The sequence below is a fragment of the Nautilia sp. genome (assembly GCF_053994455.1).
Genome location: NZ_JBMYAU010000085.1, coordinates 1 through 21,378, shown reverse-complemented (window position 1 = coordinate 21,378; position 21,378 = coordinate 1). Strand labels below are relative to the sequence as shown.

The window sequence follows — 21,378 nt, the reverse complement described above, 5'->3', positions numbered from 1 at the left end:
TTATAGATTTGGATAATTTTAAAAAAATCAATGATCGCTACGGCCATCTGTTCGGAGACAAAGTTTTGATAAACGTTTCGAAAATTATCAAAAATTCGATCAGGGATATAGATTATGCCTTCAGATTCGGGGGAGACGAATTTGTGGTTATGATTTTTGCCGATTTTTTTGTTTTGAAAAAAGTGGCTTTAAGAATTAAGGAAAAAATAACATCGACTTCTATTGACGGAGTAACCCCCCAGTGCAGTATAGGATACGCCCATTATCCTACCGACAGTTTTGATCTCGAAGAAGTATTGGATATGGCCGATAAAAGAATGTATGAAAACAAAAGGTTGAAAAAAGCGGTTAGGAGTTGAGCGCCTCCACCGCTTTTAGCATTTTAATACCAGATTCGTTTACACTGTTTCTGCCGAGATATTTTGCCTCTCTGGCCGCAATGTAGGCTTTTTCGAACGTGTCTTTGCTCAAACCTGAAAATTTTAGCGCTTTTTTAATGTTTTCGGGCAGTATTCTTATTTTTCTTTCTTTTACGTACATGCTTCCGGTTTCTGCAATTGCTTTTACGACTCTGTAAACAGTCGGATTAATCGGTGCTCCGAATCCTTCGGGAACTCCGCTCATTGCGTCGTCCATAAGTTTTCCGTATTCCGTTTCTATTATATGTCCGTCGGGCAGTACTTCCAAAAACCCTTTGGCTTCAAGGCTGTCAACCGCTTCGAGGATTTTTCTTTTTTCGTCTTCGTCTTTGCCTTCAAGAATATTTTCGCAGGCTATTCCGGTATCCGGAATCATTTTGAAAATATCCATTTCGTATCTTGTCATAAACGGGAGTTTTTTGTGGGTTGCAAGTTCCTCATATAAAAGCCCTGATTTGCTCGGTTCGTATGTTCCGAGTATTCTTTCGCGTCTTGCAACTTCAACCCACTCTCTGTTAGGTGCGCTGAATATTTTATTGGAAATTGCCAAAGTCTTGACTGACCAGCTGTGAATGGCTCTTTCATCGTAATTTTGATCTTCAATTACTTTTTCCCCGTCTTCGGTCACATAATAAACCGCTTTGCCTTTTTCGTCTGTACCTTCGGTTATCAGATTGAACGCTTCAAGCGAATATAAATACTCTCTTAAATCAAAATTGTCGTCAAACCATTTTTTCTTATCTGCAAGGTCCTGGAATTTTTTGGCGATTTCCTGTTTAAGTTTCGGCATTTCGTCAAGTTTTCTTCCGTATTTTTCTATGAGTTTTTTGTATTCTTTTACTTTTCTATCGAGCAATTCCGCTTTTATTTCGTCAAAAGTCGGTGTTTCTTCCGGATTTTGCGTTGTTTTTTCTTCCCAGATATATTTGATTGTTTTAAGCGTTTCAATCTCTTCTTGGGAAATTGCGAATGATTTTAACGGTTTTTCCGTTTTGTCTTTATAGATTCTGTAAACTTCAAGCGCTTTTTCCCCGGCTTTTGTTAACCTGTCCACATCGGCTACGTAACCGAGCGATTCGAGGTTTGCAAGTGAATCTATATCAATTTCCTCACCGTCGGCCACTTTTGCAACATCTTCCAATATAGACAAATCTAAAACACTGCCTTCGTTTGCCCATCCGCCGTATGTTAGTGTCTCTTTAACCGCCTGTCCGAGTTCCGTAAACGTGAAATATTCCCCTGCCGGAACGGAGTATGCAATAAGCCTCATAGCTTCGAGCAGATCCTTTTTGTTGCCTTCAACAGGCAGGTAATGTGCATCCGTAGGCCCCATCGGGGATTTTCTTATATATTCCGCAAGCTCGGCGTCAATTGTTAGTTCCGGATTCATAATTTTATACGCTTCAAATAAATCAAGGGCTTCTTTTGTCAGTTCCCCGTTTTGTGCAAAACCTCTTTTTTCAAGTTCTTCATTCGAAACTTTTGTTGTTTTGTTTCCGTTTTTTACCGCAGCGTCTATCATAGCGATAATTTCACTGCTGACCCATTTTGCGTTTTCGGCTATGTTTATTTTTTCTTTGACTCTGTTTAACACATCCGCCACTATTTTACCCGCATACGTAAATTCGATTGCCGCAGGTGTGGGAAAAGAAACGATTCCGCTTAAATTCAACTCCTCCACAGCTTCATTATTTAGACTTTTTATATCTACGCTGCTGTTTTTTGATAGTTCTTCGATAATTTTAATTGCATTGTTTTTTACAATCATCTTGCGCCTCCTGTTGTTAATTTTTGAAATTATACAAACTAATTCACCTTAAGTCAAGAAGACTAAATTTATATAATCAAATATTATTAATTTTTGGTTTTTACAAAAAGCGAACGGGAGAAAAGGATGAGATTATTCGTCTTCTTTTTCCGGATTTACAGCTTTTGCTATCAGAATTGAAAGTCCGTACAGAAGCAGTAACGGAGCCGCCATCGCCATTTGGGAAAACAGATCGGGCGGTGTCAGTACCGCGGCCACAATAAAAATAATCACAATCGCGTATCTTGCAAACTCTTTTAAGGTTTTGTCCGTCACAAGTCCGAGTTTGGCGAGAAAATAGGTTATGACGGGAAGTTCGAACGCAATGCCGAACCCTATCATTATTTTTAACGCAACACTTACATATTCGCTTATTTTAAGCATTGCGACAAAATCTTTGCCTCCGAAATTTATCATAACTTTAAACCCTATCGGGAAAACTATGTAATAGGCAAACGCCGCGCCCACTATAAACATTACAGTACCGAAAATTACGAACGGAATCACCAGTTTTTTTTCATGTTCGTAAAGTCCGGGAGCGACGAATTTCCATGTATGATAAAGAAGTATCGGCAGACTTGCGAAAAAAGCCGTGTAAAGCGATATTCTTATCGCCGTCATAAAAGGCTCCACAAGGTTTGTAAAAATCATTTCCGAAGAAGATGTGCTTTTCATGGCTTCGAAAGCCGGTTTCGCTATCCATAAAAAGATATCCTTCCATACAACGAAAGCGAGAATAAACAGTATGAAGAAACTTACCACTATTTTAATGAGCCGAGAACGCAGCTCGGCTATGTGAGGTTTGATATCTTCAAGCATTTACTTCTTTTTCTTTTGGAGTTTCGGCAGTTTTTGCAGTTTTGTCTTCTACTTTTTCCGTCGTTTTCACATCGGCGCCTTCTTCACCTTCTTTTACGGCATCTTTAAAATTTTTGATTCCTTTTCCCAGCCCGCTTGCGAGTTCCGGTATTTTTTTACCTCCGAACAAAAGTAACACTACCAATAAAATTACGATAATTTGCCAAGTACTTACACCCATGAACAATCCTTTTTTAGAGAATTTTAGCATAAATTTAAAAAATGGTAATAAACTTTGATAAAATTTTAAAAACTTTTGAAAAAAATAAAGGTTTATAACGTTAAAGGACAGAAATGAAACTTGCCGTATTTGATTTTGATTCCACATTAATGGACGGGGAAACGATAGATTTTTTAGCCGAACCTTTAGGCCTTAAAGAAAAAGTGGCCTCTATTACGGAAATGGCTATGAGGGGCGAGCTGGATTTTTTTGAAAGTTTGATTATGAGGGTTAAGCTCTTAGAGGGGCTTGAAGAAAAGAAAGTGAACGAAATATGTCACAGCCTTCCTTTGATGCCCGGGGCGGAAGAGATTGTAAAAGAGCTGAAAAACAGAAATATAAAAGTTATATGTTTCAGCGGCGGATTTAGAAACGCAACGTCCTATGTAAAGGATTTAATCGGGCTTGATGCGGATTTCAGCAATGTTCTGCACGCGAAAGACGGAATTCTTACCGGACTTGTCGGCGGCGAAATGATGTTTAGCCGTTCGAAAGGCGATATGCTTAAAAAAATTCAGAATATTTTAGGTGTGACCGAAAGCGAAACGATGGTCGTAGGTGACGGCGCGAACGATTTGAGTATGTTTAAATATGCCGAAACCAGAGTGGCCTTTTGCGCAAAAGAGGTATTGAAAAAAGAGGCGAATATAATTATAGAAGAAAAAAATTTGACAAAAATTTTAGAATTTATATAAGGAGAAATAATGAATACGAGTATTTGGGTCGATTATCTTGATAGGGAGTTTTTGGATACCACGTTTAAAGATTGGGTTAACGGCGGGCTGGTCAAAGGGCTTACGAGCAACCCGGCCATATTTGCGAACGCACTGAAAAAAAATGTGTACAAAGAGGATCTGAAAAGATTAAAAGGAAAATCGGCTAAAGAGATTTATGAGGAAATTGCCGTAAAAGACATACAAAAGGCGTGTGACATTTTAAGCGGATTGTATGACGAAGGCGATGATGGTTATGCGAGTATCGAGGTGGATCCGAGACTTATAAACGACGCTAAAGGCACTGTCGACGAGGCTCTGAGGCTTGTAGACAAGATACAAAGGGACAACGTAATGATAAAAGTGCCTGTAAACGACGCCGGTATTAAGGCTATAGAAGAGCTTGCCAAAAGAGGGATAAACGTAAACGCCACACTTGTTTTTTCACCGAATAGGGCCATGCAGGTCGCCGAAGCCATAAGCAAAGGTCCCAGAAGCATCGACGGTGTTGTTTCAGTTTTTGTCAGCAGGTTCGACAGAAAACTCAACCCCGTTTTAAAAGAGAAAAATCTGGCACAGGACAGGGTAGGGTTTTTTAATGCGATAAAAATCTATAATCAGATAGAAAGTCTCAATCTTCCGAATATCAGAACGCTTTTTGCGTCCACCGGTGTGAAACAGGACAACCTTCCTAAAGACTATTATGTCGAAAACCTCTATCTTCCGCACAGTGTTTTAACCCTTCCTTTAGATGTTATAGAGGCGGTGAAAAACAGGGAGATTGAAGAGAGTTTTCATTTTCAGACCAAGCATATCGACGGCTTTTTTTCTTTTTTAACCCCTGCCGGAATAAATATGCAAAAGGTATACCAGGAACTTTTTGAAGAAGGGGTTGAGGCTTTCGAAGAAGCCTTTGAAAATATGCTTGAATCGATAAAAAAATAACGGGGGAGGTTCTATGACAAGAGAGACGTTAAACAGGTACCTGTCCGCACTTATCAAGTACAGCGGCAGCGATTTGCATATAAAATCGGGCAATAAAATCAAAGCCAGGATACAGGGAAAACTTGTCAATATGGAATCACCGGTGCTGCACAGGGAAGATGTAATCGAGCTGTTAAGACAGGTGCTAAGAAGCAGGTTTGAAGAATTTGCAAAAAATAAAGAGATAGACTTTAACTACAAGCTCAACGAGGATTACAGGTTCCGGGGCAACGCTTTTTTCCAGATTGACGGCCCTTCGGTCGTTTTCAGGGTTATTCCGAGCAAAATTCCCACCATTGAAGAATTGAATTTTCCCGATATACTGCACAGGTTCGCTCAGGCCGAAAGGGGGCTCGTACTTGTAACGGGTGTTACGGGAAGCGGTAAATCGACAACCCTTGCCTCACTGATTAACGAAATAAACGAGCTTAAATCAAAACATATAATTACGATAGAAGATCCAGTGGAATTCGTTCATAAAGATAAAAAATGCCTTATAAATCAAAGAAGTTTGGGGGAGGATACGTTAAGTTTCAACAGGGCTTTAAGGGCGGCTTTGAGGGAGGATCCCGATATCATTCTCGTAGGGGAGATGAGAGACAGGGAAACTATAGAAATAGCCCTGCACGCCGCGGAAACAGGGCATCTTGTTTTTTCCACGCTGCATACACTTGATGCGAAGGAGACGATAAACAGGGTTATAGGCGTGTTTCCCGTGGACGAACAGGACAGAATAAGAATTGTTTTAGCTTCTGTGCTTGAGGGGATTATATCCCAAAGACTCGTACCGACGGTGGACGGCAAAAGAACGGCCGCTATGGAAATTTTGATAAAAACACCGAGAATAAAAGATTTGATTTTGCAAAAAAGGGACAACGAGTTAAAAGACGTTATAGAAGAAGGTAAAAAAACATACGGAACGCAGAGTTTTGATCAGCATCTTGTCGATCTGGTCATAGAAGGAAGGGTCAGCGAAAAAATGGCGCTTGAATTTGCGACAAGCCGTGACGATTTCTTGCTTAAACTGAAAAAAGCGAAACTTGAAAGCGGTATGGAAGTGGTGGAAGAATCCAAAATAGGACTTAAAAACGGTTGAAATAATTAAAAAATTGGATATAATTACATTTCTAAAAAATTTAAGGAGAAAATATGCTTGAAGGAATTATCAGAGAGAGTACCTCAAAAGCTGAAACGAAAAAGCTTAGAAGGGATGGTTATCTGATTGCTAACATTTATGGCAAAGGTCAGGATAACATAAATGCGGCATTCAAAACCGGTGATTTTATTAAATACTTAAGACACAAAGAACACTTGGTTTTCCCTGTGAAAGTAGGGGACAGAGAAGTTAAGGTCGTTGTTCAGGAATATCAAAAACATCCTGTAACAGGCGAGCTTTTACATGTGGATCTTCTTATGGCTCAAGAAGGCGTCAAATCCTATTATCACGTTCCTATTAAAATTAAAGGGACTCCTAAAGGTCTTAAAAACAAAGGTGTTTTGATTTACCACAGAAGAAGAATCAAAGTTAAAGCGGCTCCTGAGAATCTGCCTGATTTCTTTGAGCTTGACGTAACGGATTTGGATGTTGGAGACAATATCTTAATAAGAGACATTGAAATGCCAGAAGGTGTTGAATGTTACCTTAACCCTTCAATTCCTGTTGTGGGTGTTATTAAGGCTAAATAATAAAAACGGCTTTTGCCGTTTTCTTTCTTTAACTTCATAAAAAGAGGATATATGAAACTCATAATCGGTCTCGGAAATCCCGGAAATAAATATAAAAACAACAGACACAATATAGGTTTTTTGGCGGTTGATTATTTGATTCAGGAATTTTCCGCCGGAAAAATAAGCTCGTCTTTTAAGGGAGATTTGTTCAAATCCTCGGAATATCTCTTTTTAAAGCCTACCACATATATGAATCTAAGCGGAGAGAGTGCCGTTTTGGTAAAAAACTACTATAAAATAGACAACGAAGACATAATCGTAATACATGACGACATCGATTTGAAACCCGGGGCGCTAAGGTTTAAAAGAGGCGGTTCGCACGGGGGGCATAACGGTCTGAAATCCCTTGACAGGCATATAGGCAGCGATTATTACAGAATAAGAATTGGTGTGGGAAGACCAGAGAGGAAAGAGGATGTCGTAAAATATGTTTTGAGCGATTTCAGCGCCGAAGAGGCTGAATGTATGAAAAAACTGTTTCCCGTTATCAAGCTCGCCGTTGAGGACATTAAAAACGCCGCTTCGAAATACTCGCGCAAAGAGTGTTAAATGTATTTCAGATACATATCTTTTAAATATTTAAAAAATTTTCTGCTTATTTTGTTTTCACTCTCTTTTTTTTTCGTAATAATAGACTTTATAGCGAATTACAACAAACTTCCGGATTCTTCGAATTTACAGGTTCTTTATCTTTATTACATAGTTTTGTACGCTTTTGATATGTTTTTTTCCCTTTCCGTTGTGTTCGGATTTTTGTTTACGGTTTATTATATGGTTAAATTTAATGAGCTTGTAAGTTTTTATTCTCTCGGTTTTACCGTTAAAAAACTGCTAAAACCTTTTTTATTCGTTTCTTTTTCGGTTTTTTTGCTGTTCAGCGCTTTGAATTTCGGAAAATTCGCCTATGTGAGGGAGTACGCCAATTCCATACTTAATAAAAAACAGTACAGCAACACTAACCTGTTTGTGAAATATAAAAACAAAATCGTATATATAGGAAAACTCGAACCGATTTTAAAAGAAGCCCTGAATATGAAGGTTTTTGTTTTAGATAAGGAAAAAGTGGTTAAAATAATCAAAGCCTCCAAGGCGGTTTTTAAAAACAACGAATGGTTTGCAAAAAACGCCGAAATAGAAATTTTTAAAAATGACGGAATTGAAAAATTCAAAACCGATATGTCCATGCTTAAGGATTTTAAGCCCAAAATAATTTCGAATTTGAAAAACCTCAGTTCAATTTCTTATTACGACGCTTTTATAGCCATTAAAATTTTTAAGGACATTAACATAAACACGCTTCTTTCGATAGTGCTTTATAAAATATTTACGGCTCTTAGTATGATAGGTCTTTTAATAGTGCTTATGTTTAAAACGCCGATTCATCAGAGAATTTCCAACACTTCCGTATTTTTGGTAAAATCCGTTCTTTTAACCATACTTACATGGGGTGTGGAACTTATGATTTTTAAATTCGCCAAACAGGGGGTTCTTTCGCCTTACGTGCTGGTTTTACCTGCCGTTTTTATTTTCGTTTACGGAATATTTTTAATTTATAAGGAGAAATAATGGATTTTAAACGATTGGCCGAAAAGTACGGCACGCCTTTATATGTTTACGATTTTGGACATTTTCAGGATCGGTTTAACGAACTGAAAAACGCATTCAAAGGAAGAAAAAGCATAATTTCCTATGCCGTTAAAGCGAATTCGAATTTGAGTGTGATCAAAAAATTCGCCGAACTCGGAAGCGGGGCGGACTGTGTGAGTATAGGGGAGGTTAAAAGGGCGCTGCTTGCCGGAGTTGACAAATATAAAATAATTTTCAGCGGTGTCGGAAAAAGGGACGATGAAATAGAAGAAGCCCTAAAACACGATATTCTTATGATAAACGTCGAAAGTGAAGCCGAACTTCAAAGGGTTGCGGACATCGCCGAAAAAATGGGAATATCCGCCAGAATTTCAATCAGGGTCAATCCGAACATCGATCCCAAAACACATCCCTATATTTCCACCGGTCTTCATGAAAACAAATTCGGGGTGGATATAAATACCGCAAAAAAAATGTATCTTTTTGCAAAAAACTCTTCTTCTTTAAACCCTGTGGGAATCCATTTTCACATAGGAAGCCAGTTGACCGAACTCGAGCCCATACGCGAGGCGAGCCGGATAGTGGCGGATCTTGTGAGAAGTTTAAAAGCTGTGAATGTCGACATTAAGTTTTTCGATGTCGGAGGAGGACTCGGAATCAGGTACAAAGACGAAAAAACAATAAGACCGTACGATTACGCGCAGGCGATTCTTTCGACATTAAGCGGTCTTGACGTAACGATTGTGTGTGAGCCCGGAAGATTTTTGGTCGGCAACGGGGGTTGGTTTTTAACAAAAGTGCTATATGAAAAAATAAACGGGGAAAAAAGATTCGTAATCGTGGACGGGGCTATGAACGATTTGATAAGACCGAGTCTTTATAACGCATATCATAAAATAGAGGTGTTAAGCGACGGGGACGCAGAGGCGAGCAGGGCCAATTTGGTCGGCCCCATATGCGAAAGCGGGGATTTTTTTGCCAAGGATATAGAAATTCCTCCGACAAAACCGGGAGATTTGGTCATCATACACAGTGCCGGTGCTTACGGCTTTACTATGAGCAGCAATTACAATTCAAGGCCGAGAGCCGCTGAAATAGCCGTTGAGGAAGGAAAAGACAGGATAATAAGAAGACGGGAAAAATTTGAGGATTTGATAGCGTGTGAGATAGATTATCTGGAATAACCTTAAAAAAGGGGAGGGATGAAAGGGTTTTTTATCGATGTGCAGGGCACTCTTATAGACGACGAAAAGTTTCTTCCCCTGCCGGGAAGTACCGAGTTTTTAAAATATCTTCACCAAAAGCGCATTCCTTACGTGTTGATTACCAACAATACAAAACGTCCTTCCGGAGAGTTTAAAGAATATCTGAAAAACCTCGGATTTGTATTTGAACACTACCTTGATCCTTTAATGGTTTTCAAAGATTATCTTAAATGTAAAAAAATAGCCCCTTACGGAAGCGAGGCGTTTTTAAAGGTTTTGCAAGAAGGAGGGTATATAGCCGATTATAAAAACCCCTGCGCCGTTGTAATGGGAATAAAACTGTACATTAATGAAGAGATTAGCGATATTATTGAAACGGTTTTAAAAGGCGCGGAACTTGTGGGAATGCACAGAACTTCCCTTTATTCTAAAAATTCCAGGCGGTATCCGGGATTAGGCGCCGTTCTTGAAATGATTAAATATGCAACCGGCAGGGAATATGTAACGGTGGGAAAGCCGGGTTTGAAATTTTTTGAAAAGGCCGGGTCGTATTTGAAATTAAATTATGATAAAATTACCATTATCAGCGACGATTTAAAGGGAGATCTGATTCCCGCTTCCGAATTGGGGATGAAAACGGCACTTGTTTTAAGCGGTAAAATTAAAAACAGAAAAGAAATTTTTGAAAAACCCGATTTCGTTTATGAAAATATCGGGGATTTATTAAATCACTGGAGAGGAAATGGAAAATAAGCTTTTGGAACTCAGAAAAAAAATAGACATTATCGACGATGAACTGCTGAGGCTTCTTAACAGAAGAATGGAGATAGTGCGGAAAGTGGGAGAACTTAAAAACACCAGCAATTCTCCCGTATATAGGCCCGAAAGGGAGAAGGAAATAATAAAAAGACTGACAAAACTCAGTAAAGAAGAGGGCGGAATTTTAGGGTATGACGAAATTGAGGCGATTTTTCTCGAAATTTTCGCCGTAAGCAGGACGCTTGAAAGAAAGGAGAGGATTGCTTTTTTAGGTCCCGTGGGAACATACACCCATCAGGCGGCCGAGCACAGGTTCGGTGCCAACGCCAAATACCTGCCTCTTTTAAACATAGAGGCGGTGTTTAAAGCGGTTGCGAACAAAGAGGCGAAATACGGCGTAGTCCCCATTGAAAACAATACGGAAGGGGTTGTGGGTGTAACGCTTGATTCGTTGAAGAAATACGATGTTAAAATCGTTTCCGAAATATGTATGGACATACATCATTCGTTCGCCTCTTTTCAAAACGATGTAAAAAACATAAAAAGGATTTATTCGCATCCGCAGGGATACAACCAGTGTCTTAATTTTCTGGAGACGCATTCGCTTTTGGATGTCGAGTTCATACCCACTGAATCGACGGCAAAGGCCGCTCAGCTTGCAGCCGAGGATCAGGAAAGCGGGGCGATATGTTCTAAAATAGCCGCCAAGCTTTACAACGTTCCGCTTCTTTTCGAAAAAATAGAGGACAATCTCGCCAACAGGACGAGGTTTATAATAATAAGCGATTTTAAAACCGAAAGAAGCGGTAACGACAAAACCTCGGTGATTGCAAAAACGTCTCACAGGTCCGGTGCGCTTTTTGAGCTGCTGAAAAAATTTAAAGAAAAAGAGATAAACCTTTTGAAAATCGAATCCAGACCGAATAAGGACGATACGTTTAACACGTGGTTTTATATAGATTTTGAGGGGCATATTGACGATGAAAACGTAAAAGAGATAATCGAATCTCAGGATATGCTCTGGCTCGGAAGTTATCTCAGGGACTGTTAATAAAACATAAGCGTTGGAAAGAAGGAGAATTAATGTTTGAAAAACTTAAAAATTTAAAAACTTACGAGGCCGGAAAACCGATCGAGCTTGTGGTGAGGGATTTCGGAATAAAGCCCGAAGAGATAATAAAACTCGCCAGTAACGAAAACCCGTACGGTCCGCCGCCTAAAGCGGTAGATAAAATCAAAAACATAGCGGATCAGATGCACAGATATCCGGATGATTCGTTTTTTGAGCTTAAAGATTCTTTAAGTGAAAAATTCGATGTTAAAAATTCGAATATCATTATCGGGGCAGGCAGCGACCAGATTCTTGAATTTGCCGTTCATGCGCTTTCTCCTAAAAAAGTGCTTATGGCCGGTATTACGTTTGCTATGTATGAAATATATTCTAAACAGAGCGGTGCCGAAATATTAAAAACGAAAAGCATAACTCATAATCTTAAGGAGTTTTACGAAATTTACAAAAAGGAAAAACCGGAAATAATTTTTCTGTGTGTTCCGAACAATCCTTTAGGGGAGTGTTTGGACGCTGATGAGGTTTTCGGTTTTATAGAAAAAATCGACACGGAGACCCTGGTAATTATCGACGGGGCGTATCAGGAGTTTGCGGCTTATAAGGACGAGAATAAAAAAATAAATATAAAAGAGGTTCTAAAATATAAAAACGTTTTATACACGGGCACGTTTTCAAAAGCGTACGGCCTCGGGGGCATGAGGGTCGGATACGGCATTGCTGACGAATTTATCATACAAAACCTCCACAAACTGAGACCGCCTTTTAATATTACCACCTTAAGCCTTGCCGCGGCAATAGAGGCGTTAAAAGATGAAGAGTTCGTACGTATGGGTATCGTTAAAAATTTTGAGGAAATGGAAAAATATAAACGGTTTGCCGAAAAATTCAATCTGAAATATATAGACAGTTATACGAATTTTATTGTGTTATATATTGAAAATTCCACTGAAATATCTGAAAAACTTCTTAAAAAAGGTATAATTGTAAGAAATATGGCGAGTTACGGTTTTGACGCTTTACGTATTACAATAGGTACCCCCGAACAGAATGATAAATTATTAAAAACGTTAGAAGGTATGATTAGTTGAATTTTGAAGAAGTTTTCAAGCAGATAATAGCATTTACAAAAAATCTGAACAAAAAACAGAAAATTGTAATTGTTTCTTCCATAGTGGCTTTTATAGCCATAATTTCTTTTTTGATAGTTTTTAACACTTCTTCTTCTAAACTGCAAAACGGATATGCGATACTTTTTGAAAATCTCTCATCTAAAGACGCCGCATTAATAGTGCAGTATCTTGAAAAAAAGAGAATTCCTTATATAATTCCCGAAGACGGCGTAATAGAGGTTCCAAGGGAGGTCGTACAGAAAATAAGGCTCGACGTGGCTGCGCAGGGGCTTCCGAAAAATTCCAAGGTGGGGTTTGAGCTTTTCGACAAAAATAGTTTCGGCATTACCGACTTTGAGCAGAAGGTGAAATATTTAAGGGCGCTTGAAGGGGAATTGGGAAGAACCATAGAATCGCTTGACGCGGTCGAAAGCGCGACGGTCAACATAGCCATTCCCAAAGAAAGTGTTTTTGTGGACAAGCAGACCCCTCCTACGGCTTCCGTTGTAATCAAATTAAAACCTAATATGATTCTTACGCCAAAACAGATAAGGGGTATAAAGTATCTTGTTGCGGCCGCGGTGCCCAAAATGAAACCGGAAAACGTAAAAATAATAGACCAGTACGGCAATTTATTAGGAGAAGATGACGAACTTACCAGAAACAGCGAACTTTTAAAAGCCGAAATTTTATACAAAAAAAGAATGGAAAAAGCTCTTGAAGACAAAATCGTGTCGATTTTAGCCCCTGTGATAGGGGGAAAAAACAAAGTCGTTGCGAAAGTCAACCTTAATATAGATTTTTCCGAAGTCAAATCGAAATCCACCATATATTCTCCGGACAACGTGGTAAGAAGCGAACAGACTCTCGAGGAGAGCGGAACCGGCTACAAACCCAAAGAAGTCGGAGGAGTGCCGGGAGCCGTCAGTAATATAGGACCGGTACAGGGCACGAAAAGCGGGGAAGTCAAAAACAGTTACAGCAAATCCGAAACGACCACCAATTATGAAATTTCTACTACGGTAAAAGATATTAAAGAACCGCTGGCGAAAATCAAAAGAATCACCGCGGCGGTAGTTGTGGACGGACACTACAAAACCGACAAGGACGGAAAAAAAGAGTTCGTGCCTTTAGGGAAGCTGGAGCTTGCAAATATTGAAAACCTGGTTAAAAACACGATAGGGTTTGATCCGAAAAGAGGGGACAGTGTAAGTGTAAGCAGTTTTCAGTTTAACAACGGAGCCGAAAACGGGGCTGCCGGGTCGAAAGTGGGTGGCATTATGAAAAATCTGGAAATTTATCTGGGACCTTTCGAAGGGGTAATTAAATATTTTATACTTGCTGTTGTTTTATTCGTTTTTTATAAAAAGGTTATAACGCCTTTCACACAGAAAATGCTTGAGGTTAAAACTGAAGAGGAAACGGAATATACAAAACCCGAAGTGGTTATAGACGAAGAGGAAGTCGAATCGACTTATGATAAAATAAAAGAACTGAAAGAAAAAGTCGAACAGCAGCTCGGTATAAGCAGCGATGTTAACGAAGAAGAACTTAAATACGAGGTTCTGCTTGATAGGATTGTAAAAATGGCCGAGGAAAAAACGGAGGAAATTGCAAAAGTGCTTGAAAATCTGATAAAAGAAGAAACAAATGAAACTTAAGGATTGAAAATGGCTCTTTCGGCTCAGCAGCAGGCTATTTTGGACGAATTGTCGATGCAGGAAAAAATCGCTATACTGCTTATACAGTTGGGTGAGGATTTAACCGCACAGATTTTTTCATATATGGATGTCAACGCCATAACGGAGATATCCAAATATATCGCTACGGTTAAGGCGATTGACAAGGCGGTTGCGGCCGCCGTATTGGAAGAATTTTATGTAATTTTTCAGTCGAACCAGTATATTGCGAGCGGTGGTCTTGAGTATGCCAAGGAAATTTTATATAAAGCGCTCGGGCCCGAAGAGGCTAAAAAAGTGCTTGACAAACTTGCAAAGTCCTTGCAGAGCGAACAGACGTTCGGGTTTTTACAAAAAGTCAAACCGCAGCAGCTCGCCGATTTTATCGTTAACGAACATCCTCAGACCATAGCTCTTATACTTGCGCATATGGACCCTACGAGTGCGGCCGAAACTTTGAGCTATTTTCCGGATGAGATTAGGGCCGAAGTGTTGATTAGAATGAGCAATTTAGGCGATATTTCGCCTCAGGTTATTAAAAAGGTAAGCGCTATACTCGAAACCAAGCTTGAGGCTTTAACGGGATACAAAGTCGAAATAGGAGGAGTGAGGTTTGTTGCGGAAATATTCAACAGGTTGGGACAAAAAGCCGCAAAATCCACTCTCAAATTTATAGAACAGGTCAACAACGAGCTGGCTGAAGAGATAAAAGAGAAAATGTTTACCTTCGAAGATATATTGAAACTTGACAACAACGCCATAAGGGAAGTTTTAAAAGAAGCTGACAAAAACCAGCTGATGATAGCCTTAAAAGGTGCCCCCGAAGAGCTGAAGGAGAAATTTCTGGCAAATATGTCTCAGCGTGCGGCAGCCGCCTTTGAAGAGGAAATGCAGTTTTTAGGGCCCGTTAAAGTAAAAGATGTCGAGGCCGCCCAGAGAAGTATAGTGGAAATAGTCCAGAAACTTGCGGAAGAAGGCAAAGTATCAATAGGAGCGGAGGAAGAAGTCATTGAATAGAATCATTAACGGTGAAGCGGTGGAAAACCATATTATAAACAGATATAAATTTAAAAACTTTGATGACGAAAACGCTTTTGTTGAGGAAAAAGACAATGCTGCGGCCGATGAGGATACGAAAACGGGGGAGCCTTTCGAAAAACCTGTTGAAAAAGAAACGCAAAAAAACAGTGAAACAATAGAAAAACTGCTTAAAAAAATAGAAGAGTTAAGTCATAATATAGTCAACATTCAAACAGGGTTCGAGCGCCAGCTAAAAGAGTGCAAAGAACAGATTGAAGCCGAAAGAAAAAGGGCGTTTGAAGAGGGGTATAAAAAAGGGAAAGAGGAAAGCGGGCTTCAAATAAGACAGGAACTTGAAGAAAAAATAAATATGCTGCAGCAATCGGTACGTAAAATTGATAAAATAAACGAAATATTCGAGGAAAAAATCATATCGATAGAAAAAGAGCTTATTTCTGTTGCGCTTGATATCGCAAAAGAGGTAATTCAAAAAGAGGTTAGTGAAAATTCCAGGGAAATAGCGTATAATTTAGCGAAAACCTTAATGGAGGATATTAAAGATGCTACAAAAATACAGATTAAAGTAAATCCGAAAGATGCGCAGTATCTGAAAAAACAGGATTTGAAGAACGTGGAAATAATAGAAGACGAAGCGGTTAAAGAAGGCGGTGTTGTAATAATTAGCGACATAGGCAATATCGATGCGGAAATATTGCAAAGATTCAAGGCTATAAAAGAAGCTGTATTAGAAGGTAACGAATGATAGATGTAAAAAATAAAAACATTAAAGAACTTGAAAAACTGGCTCAGGATATCAGAAACAGAATACTCGAAGTTGTTTCCGAAAAAGGTGGACATCTCAGTTCCACACTCGGAGCGGTGGAGCTTATAATAGGTATGCATTATGTTTTTGACGTTAAAAAAGATCCCTTTATATTCGATGTTTCACATCAGGCGTACGCCCATAAATTGATTACGGGCAGATGGGAAGAATTTGAAACACTGCGGCAGTTCGGCGGAATAAGCGGATATACCAGGCCTTCCGAAAGCAGGTATGACTATTTCAGCGCCGGGCATTCTTCCACTTCCGTATCCGTGGCCGTGGGAGCGGCAAAAGCCATACGGTTGAAAAAAGAAAACAGAATCCCTGTCGTTTTAATCGGAGACGGGGCTATGAGCGCGGGTATGGTTTACGAAGCCCTTAACGAGCTCGGTTTTAGAAAGTATCCGGTTGTTATTATTTTAAACGACAACGAAATGAGTATAGGAAAACCCATAGGGGCGCTAAGCAAATATCTTACCAGGCTTAAAGCGGGAAAATTTTACCAGGGATTTAAAGAGAAGTTTAAAAAATTTTTGGACTCGGCACCGAGGGACATTAAATATATGGCCAAAAAAGTCGAAGAAATGTTCAGTGTGCACGGAGTTTTTTTTGAAGAAATGGGGCTTGAGTATATAGGCCCCATAGACGGGCACAATCTCGAAGAAATAATCGAAACGCTTAAAATGGCCAAAGAGCTTAAAAAACCTGTTATAGTGCATGCTAAGACGGTTAAGGGAAAAGGTTATAAGCAGGCGGAAGGATATTACGAGCATTGGCACGGTGTAGGGCCTTTCGATTTAAAAACGGGGGAGCCGGTGGCAAAACCTTCCCTTTCGGCCACAAAAGTTTTTTCCGAAAAACTTCTGGAAATAGCTAAAAAAGATGAAAAGGTGGTGGGTGTCACCGCAGCTATGCCGAGCGGTACGGGAATGAAGGAACTTATGAAAAATTTTCCGCATAGATTCTGGGATGTGGGTATTGCCGAGCAGCACGGCGTCACTTCCATGGCGCCGCTTGCGAAAGAGGGATTTAAGCCTTTTGTGGCCATTTATTCCACTTTTTTGCAAAGGGGGTATGATCAGATAATCCACGACGTGTGCCTTGATAACTATCCGGTTAGGTTCGCAATAGACAGGGCCGGAATAGTAGGGGCCGACGGAGAAACACATCAGGGGGTTTTCGATGTGGGGTATCTTAGAATTTTGCCTAATATGACACTGTTTGCACCGAGGGATTTCGGTACTTTGAAAAAGGCCGTCGAGTTTGCCTACCGTTTTGATTCGGGGCCTTGCGCCTTCAGATATCCAAGAGGATCTTTTATTCTTAAAGACGGTGTTTTCAAAGCGGAAAATTTTGAGCTCGGAAAAGGTGAAATTTTAATAAACGGCGGTAAAACCGTACTTATTGCATACGGAAACGGAGTCGGAAAAGCATACGAAGTTTATAAAATTTTAAAAGAAGAGGGTATTGAAACGGGACTTGTGGATTTGAGGTTTGTAAAACCGTTGGATAAGGAACTGTTAAAAAACCTTAAAGCTGAAAAATGGTATGTTATAAGCGACAATGCCAAAGAGGGAGGAATAGGGGAGCTGCTGAGTGATTTCGCAAATTATGAAAATATAAACGTCGATGTACACAGCTTTGAGTATCCCGATGAATTTATTCCGCACGGTAAAACGGACGAGGTTGAAAAATCTCTGAAATTAGATGCCCGCAGCATAGCCGAATATATTAAAAGGGACGTTGATGCCTAAAGCGGTTTTCGGGGGAGGTTGTTTTTGGTGTCTTGATGCCGTATTCGAAAAAATCGGAGGGGTTGAAAAAGTAACGTCCGGTTATGCCGGCGGTTCGGTAAAAAACCCTGCATACGAGCAGGTGTGTGAGGGTGTTACCGGACATGCGGAGGTGATGGAAATTGTTTATGACGAAAACAGGGTTTCTTATGAGGATCTTCTTGATGTGTTTTTTAAAATTCACGATCCCACCCAGCTGAACCGGCAGGGAAACGACGTAGGTACGCAGTACCGTTCGGTTGTTTTTTACACGGACGGCATTCAAAAAGAAAAGCGCTTGCAAAAATAAAAAAACTCGAACAAGAAGGTGTAAAAGCCGTGAAGGAAGTAAAACCGCTTGAAAATTTTTATAAAGCCGAAGAATGTCATCAAAATTACTTTAAAAAAAATCCTCAAAATCCTTATTGTGCTTACGTAGTTGCTCCGAAGGTACTGAAATTCATTAAAAAATTTTCCAAAAAAGTGTTATAATAAATAAAAAATTCGTTTAAGGAGTATAAAATGATAAAAATTGAAGAGCTGGTTAAAGTCGGAGTCGGCAGTGCGTTACTTGCAAAAGAGAAATTTGAAGAACTGATAGAGGAAGCAAAAAAAAGAGGTGAACTTAGTGAAAGCGAAGCCCAAAATCTTATTGATGAGCTTAAAAAAGAATCTGAAAATAAATTAAAAGAGCTTCAGGATATGATTAAAGAAGAAGTAAAAAAACAGCTAAACGAGCTTGGGGTAGCAACAAAAGAAGATATAAGCGAACTTAAAAAAGAAATAAAAGAGTTAATCAGTAAAAATAATGAAAAATAACTTTTATAAACTGAAAAGAACACATGAAATAATTTTAATTTTAACCAAATACGGCTTTGGTAATTTGGTTGAAGCAATAGGTGTAAGTGTCAATTATAAAAAAAAATCCAATTATAAAATTAAAAGACGTGAGAGAATCAGAAAAGCAATAGAAGAACTCGGTCCCACTTTTATAAAACTCGCCCAGTTTCTTTCCTTAAGGCCTGATCTTATTTCCTTGGAACTTGCAAAAGAACTTGAAAAACTGCAAGACAGTGTATCACCTTTGCCTTTTAAAAATATGGAAAATGTATTAAAAGAAGAACTTGCGGAAAAATACAACGATTTTGAAAAAAACTTTGAACTTCTTGCCAGTGCTTCTATCGGTCAGGTTTATAAAGCCACATTAAAAAGCGGTGAAATTGTAGCGGTTAAAATTTTAAAACCCGGTATTGAAGAGAAAATTTATTCGGATATTTCAATATTGATGGATTTTGCAAGGATTTTAAGGGAAAAATTCTTAATTTACGGTATAGACAGCGTAAAAATAATAGAAGAATTCGCCGTTTCTATTAAAAGGGAGCTGAATTTTAATTTTGAAGCGTTGAATTTAAAAAGGTTCGCCTCTAATTTAAAAAACAATTCCGATGTAAAAGTGCCAAAGCTGTATGAAAAATATTGCACAAAACGTATTTTAATTATGGAATATATTGAGGGTATTAAGGTGTCAGAAATTGAAAAACTGAAAAATGCGGGTTATGATTTGAAAGAAATTGCCGTAAAAGGATTTAATGCGTTTTGTGAACAAATTTTTATACACAGATTCTTTCACGCAGATCCGCATCCCGGAAATATATGGATCAGTAATGGTAAAATTGTTTTTTTGGATTTTGGAATAATGGGCAGATTCAGTGAAGAAGATGCGAGGCATTTAATGGAATTTTTTTATTTTGTAATAAACAAAAAAGAAGAAGACGCCGCAATATGTGTTTTGAAACTTTCCAAAACAGGTGATAATATCGATATTTCTTCTTTTAAAAAAGAAATGTCGGATATTATATCAATGTATTTTTATTCTTCACTTAAAGATTTGGAATTAAGAGCCGTAATTAACGATATTTTAAGGATTATGAACAGGTATAAGGTTTATTTAAAAGAAGAAAATTACCTTTTGGCAAAGGCGGTTGTTGCTATTGAGGGTGTCGGCAAAAGACTGTATCCGGAATTTAACGCGGTTAAACTAATAAAGCCTTTTATAGCAAAGCATTATAAAAAATTTTCATTTTCTGATTTTGTAAAACAGTCTTATATATTGAATATGGAGTTTAAAGAACTTTTATATAATTCGCCAAAAGATATTAAAGATATAATCAATAAACTTAAAAACGGAAAACTCAAAATTGAATTTGAGCATATGGGGCTTGACGATTTTGAAAAAACAATAAACAGTTCCGCAAACAGACTTTCGATTGCAATAATAATAGCCGCTATTTTAATAGGTTCATCCATGATATTGAGCGCTAAAATTCCGCCATTGATTTACGGTGTGTCAGTCTTCGGAATAGCCGGATTTGCTTTTGCCACAATAATGGGAATAATACTGATTTTCATATTTATGGGAAAAGATAAATGAATGTTAAAACCCTTAAAGAATTTGCGGCTGAAATTTCTTATATTAATATAAATTCAAATGGTTTTGCAATTGTAGATGTTGAAAACAGGGTTTATGTTTTTGATGATAATTTTAAACTTACAAACGGATTTAAAATAAAACTTCCTCAAAATAAAGCTTCCGAAAATACAATTGAAATTGATGATGGGTTTAATTATCTTTTACTCTCAGTTACAAATAAACCCCTTACACTTTGGGATATTAAAAACAAAAAATTAATTGACAGATATGAATGGCACAGAGGCGATGTTTTAAGTGTTTCTTTCGGTAATGGTTATTTTGCCAGCGGCGGCATCGACGGAAAGATTTTTTTATATTCTTTAAGTCTTTTTAAAATGGTTTCAAAATTAGTAAAATATAAAGATTTTATAAGTGATATTACTTTTGGTGAAGATGAAATTTATGCCACAAGCTATGATAAAGGGGTTTTGTTTGTAAATCAGTTTTCTTTAAAAAAGACGGTAAGATATCTGCATCTTAAAAAGGCCGTAAAAATCGAAAATAAAAACTATTTAACCAGTGCTTCGGAATATGCGGATATTATTAAGTGGGACAGGGATAAAAAAGAGCGTAAGGACAGAATCGATTTATATGAAGAATTTAGGGATTTTTGTATATACGAAAATTATATTTTTATTGCCGTTAAAAACAGGATAGTTTTATATGATTTGGAAAATGAAACATTAATAAACGAAAAAATGTTTGAAATTGATGCCGATAAAATTGTAGTATTTAACGATAAACTATATTTTGCAAAAAACAATGTATTGGCATATACAGAATTATATGATGAGTTGGAATTGCTTAATTTTATATTAAATGAGGATTATAAAACTGCTTATAACTTGATTTCAAACAATCCTTTTTTAAAAAAAACCAAAGCCTATGAAAAACTTGAACTTTTATATAAGGCCACTTTAAAAAAAGCAGTTAAATATTTTGAAAACAATTTAAAAAGTAAAGCTCTTGAAATTTTAAAACCTTTTATGAATGTTTTTGAAAAAAGGGAAGAAGTTTTAAAAACAGTTTCCCATTTTGAAAATATTGTTAAATTTAAAAAAGCATACGAAAGCAGAAATTTTGCGCTTTTTTACCAACTCGCAAATCAATTCGAACTGTTAAAAAACACAAAATATTATAAACTTGCCGAAAAAGA

The 21,378-nt window shown here is 38.1% G+C and carries 21 protein-coding genes and 1 pseudogene; 19 read left to right on the top strand and 3 right to left on the bottom strand.

The genetic code is table 11. From position 1 onward, the window contains the following. Window positions 1-359: GGDEF domain-containing protein (locus ACXJIE_RS06460; protein WP_456480146.1), on the top strand; the 359-nt coding region annotated here is incomplete at its 5' end. Here ACXJIE_RS06460 and ACXJIE_RS06455 read toward each other — a convergent pair. The 3 genes from ACXJIE_RS06455 to ACXJIE_RS06445 form a co-directional block, all read right to left on the bottom strand. Beyond that, window positions 349-2,187: a DUF505 domain-containing protein gene (locus tag ACXJIE_RS06455; RefSeq protein WP_456480145.1), complete on the bottom strand. Its 1,839-nt coding sequence runs from the start codon at window positions 2,185-2,187 to the stop codon at window positions 349-351. The genes ACXJIE_RS06460 and ACXJIE_RS06455 overlap by 11 nt on opposite strands. A 132-nt stretch (window positions 2,188-2,319) precedes the next feature. Next, window positions 2,320-3,045, bottom strand: coding sequence for a twin-arginine translocase subunit TatC (gene tatC / locus ACXJIE_RS06450; RefSeq protein ID WP_456480144.1), 726 nt, complete (start codon window positions 3,043-3,045; stop codon window positions 2,320-2,322). Next, a complete protein-coding gene (locus ACXJIE_RS06445; protein ID WP_456480143.1) occupies window positions 3,038-3,265 on the bottom strand; it encodes a Sec-independent protein translocase subunit TatA/TatB in 228 nt (75 codons plus the stop codon). The genes tatC and ACXJIE_RS06445 overlap by 8 nt, the downstream gene beginning before the upstream one ends. A gap of 113 nt (window positions 3,266-3,378) precedes the next feature. Between ACXJIE_RS06445 and serB the strand changes: the two genes are divergently transcribed. The 18 genes and pseudogenes from serB to ACXJIE_RS06355 all read left to right on the top strand — a co-directional run. Next, window positions 3,379-3,999, top strand: a complete 621-nt coding sequence (gene serB, locus ACXJIE_RS06440) for a phosphoserine phosphatase SerB (protein WP_456480142.1) — start codon at window positions 3,379-3,381, stop codon at window positions 3,997-3,999. Between the two features lie 9 nt (window positions 4,000-4,008). Then, window positions 4,009-4,962: a transaldolase gene (locus ACXJIE_RS06435; RefSeq protein ID WP_456480141.1), complete on the top strand. Its 954-nt coding sequence runs from the start codon at window positions 4,009-4,011 to the stop codon at window positions 4,960-4,962. Window positions 4,963-4,975: 13 nt separating this feature from the next. Next, a complete protein-coding gene (locus ACXJIE_RS06430; protein ID WP_456480140.1) occupies window positions 4,976-6,097 on the top strand; it encodes a type IV pilus twitching motility protein PilT in 1,122 nt (373 codons plus the stop codon). A gap of 53 nt (window positions 6,098-6,150) precedes the next feature. Continuing rightward, a complete protein-coding gene (locus ACXJIE_RS06425) occupies window positions 6,151-6,687 on the top strand; it encodes a 50S ribosomal protein L25/general stress protein Ctc (protein WP_456480139.1) in 537 nt (178 codons plus the stop codon). Window positions 6,688-6,738: 51 nt separating this feature from the next. Continuing rightward, window positions 6,739-7,278, top strand: a complete 540-nt coding sequence (gene pth / locus ACXJIE_RS06420) for an aminoacyl-tRNA hydrolase (protein ID WP_456480138.1) — start codon at window positions 6,739-6,741, stop codon at window positions 7,276-7,278. Further along, window positions 7,279-8,295, top strand: coding sequence for an LptF/LptG family permease (locus tag ACXJIE_RS06415; protein ID WP_456480137.1), 1,017 nt, complete (start codon window positions 7,279-7,281; stop codon window positions 8,293-8,295). Then, a complete protein-coding gene (lysA, locus tag ACXJIE_RS06410; RefSeq protein ID WP_456480136.1) occupies window positions 8,295-9,500 on the top strand; it encodes a diaminopimelate decarboxylase in 1,206 nt (401 codons plus the stop codon). Before ACXJIE_RS06415 ends, lysA begins: the two co-directional genes overlap by 1 nt. A gap of 18 nt (window positions 9,501-9,518) precedes the next feature. Continuing rightward, a complete protein-coding gene (locus ACXJIE_RS06405) occupies window positions 9,519-10,274 on the top strand; it encodes an HAD-IIA family hydrolase (RefSeq protein WP_456480135.1) in 756 nt (251 codons plus the stop codon). Further along, the gene (gene pheA, locus ACXJIE_RS06400; protein ID WP_456480134.1) at window positions 10,264-11,331 is read left to right on the top strand and encodes a prephenate dehydratase; all 1,068 of its coding nucleotides are present in this window, start codon (window positions 10,264-10,266) and stop codon (window positions 11,329-11,331) included. The genes ACXJIE_RS06405 and pheA overlap by 11 nt, the downstream gene beginning before the upstream one ends. A gap of 32 nt (window positions 11,332-11,363) precedes the next feature. Next, entirely contained in the window at window positions 11,364-12,437 is a 1,074-nt protein-coding gene (hisC, locus tag ACXJIE_RS06395; protein WP_456480133.1) for a histidinol-phosphate transaminase, read from the top strand. Continuing rightward, on the top strand, window positions 12,434-14,119 hold the full coding sequence (fliF, locus tag ACXJIE_RS06390; RefSeq protein ID WP_456480132.1) for a flagellar basal-body MS-ring/collar protein FliF: 1,686 nt from the start codon (window positions 12,434-12,436) through the stop codon (window positions 14,117-14,119). The genes hisC and fliF overlap by 4 nt, the downstream gene beginning before the upstream one ends. 9 nt (window positions 14,120-14,128) lie before the next feature. Further along, the gene (gene fliG / locus ACXJIE_RS06385; protein ID WP_456480131.1) at window positions 14,129-15,154 is read left to right on the top strand and encodes a flagellar motor switch protein FliG; all 1,026 of its coding nucleotides are present in this window, start codon (window positions 14,129-14,131) and stop codon (window positions 15,152-15,154) included. Beyond that, a complete protein-coding gene (gene fliH, locus ACXJIE_RS06380) occupies window positions 15,147-15,920 on the top strand; it encodes a flagellar assembly protein FliH (protein WP_456480130.1) in 774 nt (257 codons plus the stop codon). The genes fliG and fliH overlap by 8 nt, the downstream gene beginning before the upstream one ends. Next, the gene (gene dxs, locus ACXJIE_RS06375) at window positions 15,917-17,734 is read left to right on the top strand and encodes a 1-deoxy-D-xylulose-5-phosphate synthase (RefSeq protein WP_456480129.1); all 1,818 of its coding nucleotides are present in this window, start codon (window positions 15,917-15,919) and stop codon (window positions 17,732-17,734) included. The genes fliH and dxs overlap by 4 nt, the downstream gene beginning before the upstream one ends. Next, window positions 17,727-18,244: pseudogene (msrA, locus tag ACXJIE_RS06370) on the top strand (peptide-methionine (S)-S-oxide reductase MsrA). The gene dxs and the pseudogene msrA overlap by 8 nt, the downstream one beginning before the upstream one ends. Before the next feature lie 30 nt (window positions 18,245-18,274). Beyond that, window positions 18,275-18,571 (top strand): phasin family protein, encoded by a 297-nt coding sequence (locus ACXJIE_RS06365; RefSeq protein ID WP_456480128.1) that lies wholly within the window; start codon window positions 18,275-18,277, stop codon window positions 18,569-18,571. After that, a complete protein-coding gene (locus ACXJIE_RS06360; protein WP_456480127.1) occupies window positions 18,561-20,183 on the top strand; it encodes an ABC1 kinase family protein in 1,623 nt (540 codons plus the stop codon). Before ACXJIE_RS06365 ends, ACXJIE_RS06360 begins: the two co-directional genes overlap by 11 nt. Beyond that, window positions 20,180-21,378 (top strand): WD40 repeat domain-containing protein (locus tag ACXJIE_RS06355; protein WP_456480126.1); only part of this gene is annotated, 1,199 nt, incomplete at its 3' end. The genes ACXJIE_RS06360 and ACXJIE_RS06355, both read left to right, overlap by 4 nt.

Coding starts and splice junctions, on each gene's coding strand:
- ACXJIE_RS06455 (WP_456480145.1), bottom strand. CDS start 2,187: ATGATTGTAAAAAACAATGCAATTAAAATTATCGAAGAACTATCAAAA.
- tatC (WP_456480144.1), bottom strand. CDS start 3,045: ATGCTTGAAGATATCAAACCTCACATAGCCGAGCTGCGTTCTCGGCTC.
- ACXJIE_RS06445 (WP_456480143.1), bottom strand. CDS start 3,265: ATGGGTGTAAGTACTTGGCAAATTATCGTAATTTTATTGGTAGTGTTA.
- serB (WP_456480142.1), top strand. CDS start 3,379: ATGAAACTTGCCGTATTTGATTTTGATTCCACATTAATGGACGGGGAA.
- ACXJIE_RS06435 (WP_456480141.1), top strand. CDS start 4,009: ATGAATACGAGTATTTGGGTCGATTATCTTGATAGGGAGTTTTTGGAT.
- ACXJIE_RS06430 (WP_456480140.1), top strand. CDS start 4,976: ATGACAAGAGAGACGTTAAACAGGTACCTGTCCGCACTTATCAAGTAC.
- ACXJIE_RS06425 (WP_456480139.1), top strand. CDS start 6,151: ATGCTTGAAGGAATTATCAGAGAGAGTACCTCAAAAGCTGAAACGAAA.
- pth (WP_456480138.1), top strand. CDS start 6,739: ATGAAACTCATAATCGGTCTCGGAAATCCCGGAAATAAATATAAAAAC.
- ACXJIE_RS06415 (WP_456480137.1), top strand. CDS start 7,279: ATGTATTTCAGATACATATCTTTTAAATATTTAAAAAATTTTCTGCTT.
- lysA (WP_456480136.1), top strand. CDS start 8,295: ATGGATTTTAAACGATTGGCCGAAAAGTACGGCACGCCTTTATATGTT.
- ACXJIE_RS06405 (WP_456480135.1), top strand. CDS start 9,519: ATGAAAGGGTTTTTTATCGATGTGCAGGGCACTCTTATAGACGACGAA.
- pheA (WP_456480134.1), top strand. CDS start 10,264: ATGGAAAATAAGCTTTTGGAACTCAGAAAAAAAATAGACATTATCGAC.
- hisC (WP_456480133.1), top strand. CDS start 11,364: ATGTTTGAAAAACTTAAAAATTTAAAAACTTACGAGGCCGGAAAACCG.
- fliG (WP_456480131.1), top strand. CDS start 14,129: ATGGCTCTTTCGGCTCAGCAGCAGGCTATTTTGGACGAATTGTCGATG.
- dxs (WP_456480129.1), top strand. CDS start 15,917: ATGATAGATGTAAAAAATAAAAACATTAAAGAACTTGAAAAACTGGCT.
- ACXJIE_RS06365 (WP_456480128.1), top strand. CDS start 18,275: ATGATAAAAATTGAAGAGCTGGTTAAAGTCGGAGTCGGCAGTGCGTTA.
- ACXJIE_RS06360 (WP_456480127.1), top strand. CDS start 18,561: ATGAAAAATAACTTTTATAAACTGAAAAGAACACATGAAATAATTTTA.